Here is an 11955-nt window from a genome sequence, read left to right on the forward strand (position 1 = left end):
CCCCCACCCCCCCGCCGCACCCCCCCCCCCCCCCCCCCCCCCCCCGCCCGCCCCCCCCCCGCCCCCCCCCGCCCCCCCCCGCCGGCCCCCGCCCCCCCCCCCCACCCCCCCCCCCCCCCCCCCCCCCCCCCCCCCCCCCTCCCCCCCCCCCCCGCGCCCCCCCCGGGCCCCCCCCCCAAAACCCCCGGGGAAGGGTGCGGAGAGACGAGCGTTTTCGTGCCGCCGCATACCCTGTTCTTTCAAACCGACACACGACGCTCCGGCCGGCCTAGTCCGCCGCCTTCCGCACCTCGTATTTTTCGCGTTCCTCCTGCACCAGTTCCTTTTTCGACAGTTTGCCGATCAGGGTTTTCGGCAGTTCGGTGCGGAACTCGACCGCACCCGGAATCTCATGCTTGCCGAGCCGTTCCTTGAGGAACTCGATCATGCCGGCCTCGTCGACCGGTTCGGCCCCCTCCTTCAGCTTGACGAAGGCCTTGGGGCTCTCGCCGCGATAGTCGTCCGGGATGCCGATTACCGTCACCTCTTCCACCGACGGGTGCTGGTAGACCGCTTCCTCGACATGGCGCGGATAGACGTTGAAGCCGCCGCACAGGATCAGGTCCTTCATGCGGTCGATGATGAAGGTGTAGCCGTCCTCGTCCATATAGCCGACGTCGCCGGTGCGCAGCCGGCCCTCGACGATGGTGTCGGCGGTCGCCTCGGGCCGGTTCCAGTAGCCCTTCATCACCTGCGGGCCCTTGATGCAGATCTCGCCGTCCTCGCCGATGCCGAGAATCTTGTGCGGGTCCTCCCGGTCGGTGATGACGAGCTCCGTATGGGGCAGCGGCATGCCGATGGAGCCCGCCTTGTTGACGCCCTCCAGCGGATTGCAGGCGGCGCTCGGCGCGCACTCCGTCAGGCCGTAGCCCTCCATGACCGTGCAGCCGGCCAGGCCCTCGAACTGGGCCTTGACCTCGACCGGCAGGGGCGCGCCGCCGGAAATGCAGGCCTTGATCGACCGGAGATCGAACTGCGCGATCTTCGGATGGTTCGACATGGCGTTGTACATGGTCGGCACGCCCTGGAAGCCGGTCGGCTTCTTCCTGTCGATGTCGCGCATGACGTCGTCGAGCACGAAGCGCGGATGGACGATCATTTCGGCGCCGGAGCGGATCGACAGGTTCATCACCGAGGTCATGGCGAAGACGTGGAAGAAGGGCAGGACGGCCATGAACACGTCCTTGCCTTCCTCCATGGAGGTGTTCCACAGATAGGCCTGCTGGACGTTCGCCATCAGGTTGGCGTGGGTCAGCATGGCGCCCTTGGAAACGCCGGTGGTGCCGCCGGTATACTGCAGCACGGCGACGTCTTCCTGCGGATCGACCTCGGCCGGCGCAAAGTCGCCGCTATTGGCCGTCAGGTCGGCAAATCGGACGTGGCTGTCGTCCTGCGGCACCTTCGAGATCTCCTTCCGCTTGACGAGCGGATAGAGCAGGCTCTTCGGGAAGGGCAGCACTTCGGCGATGGTGCCGATCACCAGCTTCTTCAGCCGCGTTTTCGGCAGCAGGCTGGCCATCTTGGGATAGAGCGCCTCGACATTCAGGGTGACCATGATGTCGGTGTGCGAATCCTCGATCTGGTATTCCAGCTCGGGTTCCGAATAGAGCGGCGAATAGTTCACCACCGTACCGCCCGCCTTCAGGATGCCGTAGTAGCAGACGACGAATTGCGGGCAGTTCGGCAGGAACAGGCCGACATTCACGCCCTTGCCGACGCCGATGTCCTGAAAACCCTTCGCCGCGCGGTTCACCAGGTCGCCGATCTGGCGGTAGGTGAACTTGCGGTCGAGGAAATCGAGCAGGTTGAGATCGGGAAAGCGGGCGACGGCGCCGTCGAGATTTTCCCACAGGGGCGTAATATCGAGCGGCGCCTGCCAGTCGACGCCTTCGGGATATGTCTTCAACCAGGGTTTGCCGGACGCAGCGCTGTCAGTTTCGGTAGCCATTTTCAATCCCCCCACAGCATTGGCCGTTCGGATTGCACCGTTTACGCTAGTGCATGTCGGAGAAATTTGAAAGCGGACACCCTAAATTCCGGCCTATCCCGGCCCCTCGCCGAAACCGCCGGCGATCAGCCTTTCCAGGGCATCGAGCGCGGTGCCGGCGTCCGGACCTTCGGCGCGGATATCGATCGTCGTGCCCTGCGCCGCCGCCAGCATCATCAGCCCCATGATGGAATGGCCGGAAACCGTCGTCCCGCTGCGCGAAACCCGGACATCGCAGGCGAAGTGCCCCGCCGTCCTGGCAAAGGCGGCGGCGGCGCGCGCGTGCAGTCCCTTGCGATTGACGATCTGCGCGGTCCGGAGTGGCATTTGCGTTGCCGGACCGCGCTCAGTCCTTGTCGCTCAACAGGGCCGACGCGATGTTGATATACTTGCGCCCGGCTTCCTGGGCGGCGGTCACGGCGGCCTTCAGATCGTTTTCGCCCGGACCTTCTTCGCCCCGCGTCGCCGCCAGCTTGATCAGCATCGGCAGGTTGATCCCGGCCAGCACCTCGACCTTCGCCGGTTCCATGATCGAAATGGCGAGGTTCGACGGCGTCCCGCCGAACATGTCGGTGAGCACCGCGACGCCGTCGCCCGAGTTGACCGCCTCGACCTCCCGGAGGATGTCGCTGCGGCGCTGTTCCATATCGTCGTCCGGGCCGATGCAGACGGCCGCCGTCTGCTCCTGCGGTCCGACGATATGTTCCAGGGCGGCGAGAAACTCTTCCGCCAGCCGGCCGTGGGTCACCAGAACCAACCCGATCATGGGCGCTCCTTCGGTCTTCTCAGGCGGCGAAGATTAGTCCATGTCCCGTCGCGGTGGAAGCGAGCCGTCATGCCGGATGCGCCGGATAATCCTCGTGGTCGTCCCGTCCCGGGCCGTCCCGGCCCAGGTCGCGGTGGCGCAGGGTGTAGGGCCAGTCCCGGCCGGCCAGCCAGGCCGCCGTGCGTTGCGCAACATAGACCGACCGGTGGCGCCCGCCGGTGCAGCCGACGGCAATGGTGAGATAGCTCTTCCCCTCGGCGCGATAGCGCGGCAGCAGAAGAGCCAGCATGTCGGTCAGTCGGTCGAAAAACGGCTGGAAATCCGGATCGCCGGCGATGTAGTCGCCGGTTTGCGCGTCCAGTCCGGTGGTCGGCCGCAGGCTCTCGACATAGTGGGGATTGCGCAGGAAACGGACGTCGAAAACCAGGTCGGCGTGGCGCGGGACGCCGTGGCCGTAGCCGAAACTCTCGACGAAGACCGACAGCTGCCGCCCGCCGCCGTCCGGGAAGCGGTCCTGCACCCGCCGGCGCAGGGTGTTGACGGTCTCGTCCGTGGTGTCGATGACCGGGTCGGCGAGGCTGCGCAGCGGCGCGATCATCTGCCGTTCGAGGCGGACGCCGTCCAGCACCGGCCGCTCGCGGGCCAGCGGATGACGGCGGCGGGTTTCGGAGTAACGCTGCACCAGAATATCATCGGCGCAGTCCAGAAAAATCAGCCGGGCGTCGATATCGGTGCGCGCCAGGATGCGCCGTGCGGCAGCTTCCATGGCCGCCGTATCGAAATCCCGTGCCCGGACATCGATTCCCAGGGCGACCGGCTGCTCGCCCTGTCCTTTGCGGTGTCCTTTGCGATCCGTGCCGCCGGGTCCGACGAACCCGTCGAGCATGGCGAGCGGCAGGTTGTCGACGACCGTGAAACCGATGTCTTCGAGCGCGGCGAGCGCGGTCGACTTTCCGGCGCCGGACAAGCCGGTGACCAGCACGAGCAGCCGCGGCCCCGGCGACTTGCCGGCGGGCGCCTGTTCCCGACTGTTGCGAGGCTTCGTCATGGACCGAAGCGATGCACCCTTCCGGTCCTTTCCGGTCGCAGACGCGCGGCCGCCTGGACCCCGGCCTAAACCCGGTCGGGAATATGCGGCGGGCCGTGGACGACAGCAAGCCGGATCAGCGCGGCCGAGGCCGGATTCCCCGGATCGGCGCGCAGCAGCGGCACCGATACGCCCAGTTCCGTCCGGTACGCCGGCTCGGGCAGGCGCTCGCCGGAGAGCGCGCCGACCTCGACGAAAAAGGCGATCGGCGCCTGGTCGACGAAGGCCAGCCGCATTATGCCGTTGCCGCGCGCTTCGATCAGCCCGGCGCCGCGGTCGGGCGCCCGCGCGATCAGCCGCGGCCCTTCGCGGCTCAGGACCGTGACGTCGTCTGACACCAGCATGGCGCCGCCGTCGATCAACTGAAGCCCCAGCGCCGACTTGCCGGCGCCGCTCTCGCCGGTCAGCACGACGCCGCGCCCGTCGATTGCGACGCAGGTCGCGTGCAGCGCCGCTTCCTGCGCGCCGCTTCCCTTGCCCGCCGGCGGGGCGGCGGGTTCAGGCGGATTTCCGGTCGATTGTCGGCGCGCCACGGCTGCGTAAAGGATCGTTCGTCATGACCGAAACGCTTGCACGGCGGTCCGGGCGCGGAAAAGGGGGCAGGTTGCCGCCCTTTACCGGCATGCCGCCGTCGCGTAACAGGCTGCCATGCTGCTGCGTCTGATCGAGGTTATCCTGCCGGTGCTGATCTGCGCCGGAATCGGTTACGGCTGGGCCCGCACGGGCCGGCCGTTCGACACCCGGATGGTGACCCGGCTGGTAACCAACATCGGCACGCCCTGCCTGATCGTCGCGACGCTGACCGGCCTGCGCCTCGAGAGCGACGCCTTCTGGACCATGACCGGGGCGGCGTTCCTTTCCATATTCGTCTTTTTCGTGATCGCCTTTGCGCTCACCCGCCTGACCGGGGACGATTTCCGCACCTACGGCCCGCCGCTCGGTTTCGCCAACGCCGGCAACCTGGGCCTGCCGTTGTGCCTGTTCGCCTTCGGCGAACCCGGACTGGCGCTCGCCATCGCCTATTTCGCCGTCGGCGCCGTCGGCCAGTTCACCGTCGGCCAGTTCATCGTCGCCGGCCGGTTCTCGCTGAAAACGGCGATCCTGTCGCCGGTCATCTGGGCCATCGGGCTTGCGCTGGTGCTCAATTCGCTCGACTGGCCGATGCCGAGGGCGCTCGCCAATGCCTTCGAACTGCTCGGCGGCTTCGCTATTCCGCTCATGCTGATCGCGATGGGCGTGTCGCTGGCCAGCCTGCGCGTGAGCGGCCTCGGCAAGAGCCTGTTCTACGCCGTGGTGCGCATCGCGATCGGGGTTGCGATCGGCCTGGGCATGGGCGCGGCGCTCGGTCTGCCGGATCTGGCGCGCGGCGTGCTGCTGATCCAGTGCGCCATGCCGGCGGCGGTGTTCAACTATCTCTGGGCGTCCTATTACGAACGCAATCCGGAGGCGGTCGCCGGGGTCGTGTTCGTCTCCACGCTGCTGGCCTTTGCCGTCCTGCCCGTCATCGTCGCCGTCGCGATCGACCCGGGCCTGCTGCCCTGGCGCTAGCCCGGATGTCCCGCCACGGTCACGGCCTGCGCCGTGTTCGGACGAAACCCGAAGGACGGCGCCTCAGGCCGTCACGCCGTTTCCGCCATTCCCGGGCATCCGGGCGCTGGACAGGCGGGGCAGGGTGATCGTAAACCGCGCGCCGCGGACCGATCCGTCCGGGCCCGGAATATTCTCGGCCCGAAGCGCGCCGCCGACCGCCTCGACGATCTGCCGGCTGATGCTCAGCCCCAGGCCGGAATGCTGGCCGAAGGCTTCGCCCGCGGGCCGTTCGGAATAGAAGCGTTCGAATATCTCTTCTTCCTTGCCCGGGGCGATGCCGGGCCCCTCATCCTCGACCGTCACGGTCACGCTGCTCTTCCCGGCCGCCGCCGCGATCCGGATGGTTCCGTCCGGCGGTGAGAAGGAATCCGCGTTGGCAACCAGGTTCTGGAGCACCTGGACCAGCCGGTCCTCGACCGCCTGGGCGATGAGGCTGCCGCTTTCGGGCAGGTCGAGGCGGATTTCCGCCGCGCCGTCCTTCGCCGTCGTCCGGTAGACCGCCGCAAGGGTGTGGAGCAGCTGCCGCAGATCGACCGGACCGGGTGCAAGACGGGCCAGTTCGGCATCGAGGCGCGACGCGTTGGCGATGTCGGTGATCAGCCGATCGAGCCGGTCGACATCCTGTTCGATGACGGCCATCAGGCGCTTCTGCTTTTCCGGATCGTCGATCCGCGCCGCCGTTTCCACCGCGCTGCGCAGCGACGACAGCGGATTCTTCAATTCGTGCGAAACGTCGGCGGCGAAGCGTTCGATGGCGTCCATGCGGTCGAACAGTTCGGTGGTCAGGTCGCCCAGCGCCGCCGAAAGGTCGCCGATCTCGTCGCGGCGGTCCGGAAAGGCCGGTATGGCCGCCGACCGGGTACGCAGCTGCCGCATCCGGTCTGCAGCCGCGGCGAGGCGGGCGATCGGCTGCGAGATGGCGCGCGCCAGATAGAAGGAGAGCAGCAGCGACAGAATGAAGACGATGCCGAAGACCTGGACGATATCCTGACGCACCTCCCTGACAGACCGGTCGATCCCGGCACTGGAGATCGACAGCATCAGCGCGCCGTAGATGTTCTTGTAGCGCTGGACCGGGATCGCAAAGGACAGGATCAGCCGGTCGCGTTCCGACACCCGCACCATGCTGGCGTCGTCGCCGTCCAGCGCCCGCCGGACTTCCTCATAGTCCGCGGCGCTTTCATACGGCGTTTCCCGGTAGACGGCGGCCCGGTCGCGCCCCTGGGAAAGGAGGAAGAAAAACCAGTCGTAGACGTCGGTCAGGACTCCCAGGACCCGGCTCGGTCCTTCAGGCGGGGGCAGGGTTTCCTGTCTGACCGCCCCGCCGCGCTCCAGCAGCGCCCGGCTGTCGGCGATGAGCACGCCGTCGCGGCTGAACAGCCGGGCACGCACCCGGGTCGGCCGCACAAGCCGGCGCAGCACGTTGCGGGCGGTTTCGATCTCGATCTCGGTGGTCTCCGGATCGCCTGGCGGCACGGCGGTTTCGCCCAGGGCCCCGGCGATCATCCGGGCTTCGGTGCCGAGCGCCAGAAGCCGCCCGTCGACCAGGCTGCGCTCGTAGACGCCGAGATACATCAGTCCGCCGAAAATCGTGGCCAGAGGGAAGATGCCGATGGCCAGGATGCGCAGGGTGAGCCGGGAAAACCGCCGGCGGCCGAACGCGCCGGGGCTGTGGCGGCCGTCTTCCCGTTCCGGCTCCCCGGCAGAGAATAACGATGCGGACCGGCGCGCCGCCGGTGCCGTGCCGTAAACCCCTGCCGATTTCAGTCCCGAATCGTCCGGCATTGCACCCTGCCGTGGCGCGCGGCGGTGCCGGCGCCCTCAGGTTTCGGCGTAACGGTAGCCGATTCCGTAAAGCGTTTCGATCCTGTCGAAGCCCTCGTCGACGGTCTTGAACTTCTTGCGCAGCCGCTTGATGTGGCTGTCGATGGTGCGGTCGTCGACATAGATGTTTTCGCCATAGGCGGCGTCCATCAGCTGGTCCCGGTTCTTGACATGGCCGGGGCGCTGGGCGAGCGACTGGAGAAGCAGGAATTCCGTAACGGTCAACTGGACCGGCTCGTCGTGCCAGGTGCAGCGGTGCCGGTCCGGGTCCATGACCAGCGGGCCGCGGACGATGACCGTGTCCGCCTCGGGGCCTGCGGCCTCCGCTTCGGCCCGGCGCAGGACGGCGCGGATCCTCTCGATCAGCAGCCGCTGGGAGAAGGGCTTGGTGATGTAGTCGTCAGCGCCCATGCGCAGGCCGAGCACCTCGTCGATCTCGTCGTCTTTCGACGTCAGGAAAATGACCGGCAGGCGCGACTGGTTGCGGATGCGGTTCAGCAGTTCCATGCCGTCCATGCGCGGCATCTTGATGTCCAGGATGGCAAGATCCGGCGGACGGGCGGAAATGCCGGCGAGGGCTTCGGCGCCGTCCTTGTAGGTCCGGACCTCGAAACCTTCGCTTTCGAGCGCGATCGAGACCGAGGTCAGGATATTGCGGTCGTCGTCGACCACGGCGATCGTGTGTTTCATCGGCGTTCCGCTCGGTTGATTCTCGTGACCAGCTCCGGGCCGGGTTTCGGGCGTATTTCGGCTGGCGCCGCCGCAGCGAGCCGCGACAACGGCCAATCTTATCCCCAAGTCGGGCGATTTTGCGGCGGTGCGCGATCGCGGATTCGGTTACCCTACCATTCACCGGCCGGCCGGTGAATCCTCTCCGGCCCGTCCCGGGCACGGTTTGGCCGAGAGCAGGCCGGGTTGACCGATGGCAGACCCATTCCGAGAATTCGACGCATCGTTGGCCGGGCCGGTGGCGGGCAGGTCCGCCGCCCTCGCCGCGATCGCGGTTTGCGTCCTCGCGGCCGGCGTATCGGGACTCGCCGCCGCGGCGCCGGCGGCGCTGGCGCAAGCACAGCAGCCTGCGGATCCGTCGGCGCCGGAAAAGACCGGGCAACCGGCGGTCTACCGGCTGGGCGACCTGACGGTCGGCGATGTCTGGGCGCACCAGTCGACGAAGCGCAACGGCGCGGCCTATCTCAGGATCGACAACGCCGGCGAGAGCGCCGACGCACTGATCGACGCATCGACGCCGCTCTCCAAGCGCGTCGAACTGCGCGGCCCCGTACCCGGGAGCGGCACCTGGGATACCGGCCGGGTCGACGCCATCCCCGCGCCCGCGAGAACGGCGACCGAACTGACGGCAGCGGCGTCTCACCTCAGGCTGGTCGGGCTGCGCGGCATCCTGAGCGTCGGCGGCACCGTGCGGATTACGCTGACCTTCGAGCAGGCCGGCGCAATCACCGTGAAGGCGCGCGTCCTGTCGGCGAACGACGCCTCGGCCATCATCGAAAAGATCATGCCCCGGAGAACCGGGTCGCCGCCCCAGGGTGCACCCGACACAACGCCGGCCGAGCGCCAATGAGCGGCGACGATCTCGATTTCGCCCGGGAACTGGCGCGCGCCAGCGCCGTCGCCAGCCTGGCGACGCTCGATCCGGACGGCGGCCCGCCGCACGCTTCCCTCGTGACCGTCGCTCTGGACGGGGATTTGTCGCCCATCCTCCTGCTCTCCCGCCTCGCCCGGCACCGCAGGAACCTGGCGGAGAATCCGGCCGCGGCGCTGCTGATGACCGGCGAGGGGCGGCGCGATGCGGCGGCGTCCGATCTGTTGGCCGACCCGCTGGCCGGCGACCGCGTCACCGTTCGCGGCACAGTCGCGCTGTCCGACAATCCCGCACATCGGGCGCGCTTCCTGGCGCGTCACGCTGAAGCTGCAGGGTATGCCGATTTCGGCGATTTCGATTTCTTCCGCATGACGGTCAGCGCCGTGCACCTGGTCGGCGGCTTCGGGCGCATTTCCACCTTCGACGGCGCCGACTGGCCGCCCGGCCTTGCGGAAGCGGATCCGCTGCGCGCCGCGGAAGCTGAAATCGTCGCCCATATGAACGACGATCATGCCGATGCCGTGGCGGCCTACGCGACCGGGCTGCTCGGCCGCCGGGCCGGGCCGTGGCGGATGACCGGGATCGATCCCTGGGGCATCGACCTGCGCAACGGCGGCGAGGTCGCGCGCCTGGCCTTCGATGCCGCGGTCCTCACGCCGGAGGATGCCCGCAGGGCGCTGGTCGCGCTGGTCCGCCGGGCGCGCACCGGCAGCCCGCCGTCCTGACCGCCACACAAGCGGTTCCGTTCCTTTTGCCGCAACGCCCGCACGACGCAAACAGGCGTTGCAATGCGCCGTCGGGGCTGGCAGTTTTCCCGCAAGGCTGGGGCGAATTGCGCAGGCACGCTGCGTCGGCGACGGCCGTTTCGGGCGCTTCGCAGAGGCGCCGATAAAGGCCCGGCATTCACGACATCGGCCGCTGGTGGAGGATTGAAGGTGGCGCAGACCGGAGCTGTTGCAAGCCGTTTCGGGCTCGACAAACAGGGCATCCGCACCGGCGGGACGGAGTTCTGGAACCTCGGCGTGGCGGAGTTGTACGAGCAGGCGTTGCAGCGGAACGAAGCCCGGCTGGCCCATGGCGGCCCGCTCGTGGCCGTGACCGGCGAGCATACCGGCCGCTCGCCCAACGACAAGTTCACCGTGCGCGACGCCGAAACCGAAAACTCGGTCGATTGGGGCGCCGTCAACAAGCCGATCGACCGCGCGGCCTTCGACAGGCTGCGCGAGCGGATCGCCGATTACCTGTCGAACCGCGACGTGTTCGTGCAGGATTGCTACGCGGGCGCCGATCCGGATTATCGCCTGCGGGTCCGCGTGATCACCGAATGCGCCTGGCACAGCCTGTTCGCGCGCCACATGTTCATCCGCCCGCCGGCCGACGCGCTGGCCGGGTTCGAGCCGGAGTTCACGATTCTCCAGGCGCCGTCGGTGCTGGCCGACCCGGAAAAAGACGGCACGAACAGCAGCACTTTCATCCTGGTCGATTTCAGCCAGCGCATGGTGATTATCGGCGGCAGCGAATATGCCGGTGAGATCAAGAAGTCCGTCTTCGCGGTGCTCAACTATCTGCTGCCGGAGCGCAACGTGCTGCCGATGCACTGCTCGGCCAATATCGGCGCGCGCGGCGACGCCGCGATCTTCTTCGGCCTGTCCGGCACCGGCAAGACGACGCTGTCAGCCGACCCGTCGCGCACGCTGATCGGCGACGACGAGCACGGCTGGTCGTCCAACGGCGTATTCAATTTCGAAGGCGGCTGCTACGCCAAGGTGATCCGCCTGTCCGCCGAGGCCGAACCGGAAATCTTCGAGACAACCCGGCGCTTCGGTACTGTGCTGGAAAACGTCGTGCTCGATCCGGAAACCCGGATACCGGACCTCGACGATGCGACACTGACCGAAAACACCCGCGCCAGCTATCCGGTGGATTTCATCCCGAACACCAGCGGCACCGGCCGCGGCGGCCACGCCGAAAACATCGTCATGCTGACGGCCGACGCCTTCGGCGTCCTGCCGCCGGTTTCGATCATGACGCCGGAACAGGCAATGTACCATTTCCTGTCGGGCTACACCGCCCGGGTTGCCGGCACAGAGAGAGGCGTGGGCAGCGAGCCCCAGGCGACCTTCTCGACCTGCTTCGGCGCGCCCTTCATGCCGCGCCATCCCTCGGTCTACGCCCGGATGCTCGGCGACAAGATCGAGACCCACGGCGCGAAATGCTGGCTGGTCAACACCGGCTGGTCGGGCGGCGCCTACGGCGTCGGCGAACGCATGAAGATCGCCCACACCCGCGCCATGATCCGGGCGATCCTGGACGGCACGCTGGCGACGGTGAATGTCGCGCCGGACCCGAATTTCGGCGTGCTGGTGCCCCAGGCCTGCCCGGACGTGCCGACCGACGTGCTCAACCCGAAGAGCGCTTGGGCCGACAAAGGCGCCTACGACAGCATGGCCCGCGACGTCGCCCGGCGCTTCGAGCACAACTTCACCCGCTTCGAGCCCTTCGTCGGCGAGGCGGTAAAGAAGGCGGCGATCCGGGCGGCGGCGTAGGGCGCCGGTCGTCCGTCAAGGGTTCCGGCGGGCCGTCTCCGGATTCCTTCACGTCCGCCACAATACCGCGCACCAGCCGCCTGACGCCGGACAGGGCCTTCTCCGGGGTGGGGGCGAGCCAGCTCAGCGACGGGAACTCGGCGCACAGGCCGACATGTTCCCCGTCTTCGGAGGACCAGGTGATCCGGTAGGTGTAACGGTCAATCATCCGATACCCTCCAGTTTCTCGATCGCCTTGATGACCTGGCGGACCTGATACGGTTTCGCCTTGCCCTTGTCGTTCTGGATGTTCACCCGCGGATCGCCCGGCCACGGGGTTCGATAGACGCGACGGCTGGTTCCTTTCTGGCGCGGCGGGGGCAAGCCTAGATCAGGTCGTCCACCGTCAGGCCGAGCGCATCGGCAATACGCTTCAACGCCTTGACCGACCCCGGTTTTTTCCCGTTTTCGATATCCGAGAGATAGGGAATTATAGCGAATAGTCACAAACCGCCGCTCAATCCAGCGGTTTCCGCT

12 protein-coding genes are annotated in these 11955 nt (G+C 67.7%); 4 read left to right on the forward strand and 8 right to left on the reverse strand.

Going from position 1 to position 11955, the window contains the following annotated elements:
- Positions 1–268 precede the first annotated feature (268 nt).
- From OXM58_21060 to OXM58_21080, 5 genes are all read right to left on the reverse strand, one after another.
- Positions 269–1987, reverse strand: a complete 1719-nt coding sequence (locus OXM58_21060; GenBank protein MDE0150856.1) for a long-chain fatty acid--CoA ligase — start codon at positions 1985–1987, stop codon at positions 269–271.
- 93 nt (positions 1988–2080) lie between these two features.
- A complete protein-coding gene (locus OXM58_21065; GenBank protein MDE0150857.1) occupies positions 2081–2353 on the reverse strand; it encodes an HPr family phosphocarrier protein in 273 nt (90 codons plus the stop codon).
- 19 nt (positions 2354–2372) lie between these two features.
- Positions 2373–2792 (reverse strand): PTS sugar transporter subunit IIA, encoded by a 420-nt coding sequence (locus tag OXM58_21070; GenBank protein MDE0150858.1) that lies wholly within the window; start codon positions 2790–2792, stop codon positions 2373–2375.
- Between the two features lie 67 nt (positions 2793–2859).
- Positions 2860–3840 (reverse strand): RNase adapter RapZ, encoded by a 981-nt coding sequence (rapZ, locus tag OXM58_21075; GenBank protein MDE0150859.1) that lies wholly within the window; start codon positions 3838–3840, stop codon positions 2860–2862.
- A gap of 65 nt (positions 3841–3905) precedes the next feature.
- Positions 3906–4412 carry an HPr kinase/phosphatase C-terminal domain-containing protein gene (locus tag OXM58_21080; GenBank protein ID MDE0150860.1) on the reverse strand — a complete coding sequence of 169 codons (507 nt, stop codon included), beginning with the start codon at positions 4410–4412 and terminating at the stop codon, positions 3906–3908.
- Positions 4413–4527: 115 nt separating this feature from the next.
- On the opposite strand from OXM58_21080, the gene OXM58_21085 reads away from it, so the two are divergent.
- On the forward strand, positions 4528–5427 hold the full coding sequence (locus OXM58_21085; protein MDE0150861.1) for an AEC family transporter: 900 nt from the start codon (positions 4528–4530) through the stop codon (positions 5425–5427).
- A gap of 63 nt (positions 5428–5490) precedes the next feature.
- Here OXM58_21085 and OXM58_21090 read toward each other — a convergent pair whose 3' ends face one another.
- The gene (locus OXM58_21090) at positions 5491–7254 is read right to left on the reverse strand and encodes a stimulus-sensing domain-containing protein (GenBank protein ID MDE0150862.1); all 1764 of its coding nucleotides are present in this window, start codon (positions 7252–7254) and stop codon (positions 5491–5493) included.
- A 36-nt stretch (positions 7255–7290) separates the two neighbouring features.
- Positions 7291–7983 carry a response regulator transcription factor gene (locus OXM58_21095; protein MDE0150863.1) on the reverse strand — a complete coding sequence of 231 codons (693 nt, stop codon included), beginning with the start codon at positions 7981–7983 and terminating at the stop codon, positions 7291–7293.
- Between the two features lie 232 nt (positions 7984–8215).
- Here OXM58_21095 and OXM58_21100 point away from each other — a divergent pair, with 232 nt between their 5' ends.
- The 3 genes from OXM58_21100 to OXM58_21110 all read left to right on the forward strand — a co-directional run bounded on the left by OXM58_21100 (position 8216) and on the right by OXM58_21110 (position 11439).
- A complete protein-coding gene (locus OXM58_21100; GenBank protein ID MDE0150864.1) occupies positions 8216–8872 on the forward strand; it encodes a copper chaperone PCu(A)C in 657 nt (218 codons plus the stop codon).
- Positions 8869–9618, forward strand: coding sequence for a DUF2470 domain-containing protein (locus OXM58_21105; protein ID MDE0150865.1), 750 nt, complete (start codon positions 8869–8871; stop codon positions 9616–9618). The genes OXM58_21100 and OXM58_21105 overlap by 4 nt, the downstream gene beginning before the upstream one ends.
- A gap of 210 nt (positions 9619–9828) precedes the next feature.
- The gene (locus OXM58_21110; GenBank protein ID MDE0150866.1) at positions 9829–11439 is read left to right on the forward strand and encodes a phosphoenolpyruvate carboxykinase; all 1611 of its coding nucleotides are present in this window, start codon (positions 9829–9831) and stop codon (positions 11437–11439) included.
- A 365-nt stretch (positions 11440–11804) separates the two neighbouring features.
- Here the strand turns inward: OXM58_21110 and OXM58_21115 are convergent, their stop codons facing one another.
- Positions 11805–11891, reverse strand: a complete 87-nt coding sequence (locus tag OXM58_21115; GenBank protein MDE0150867.1) for a hypothetical protein — start codon at positions 11889–11891, stop codon at positions 11805–11807.
- Positions 11892–11955 lie beyond the last annotated feature (64 nt).

It is taken from the genome of Rhodospirillaceae bacterium, from assembly GCA_028819475.1.
Classification (GTDB): domain Bacteria; phylum Pseudomonadota; class Alphaproteobacteria; order Bin65; family Bin65; genus Bin65.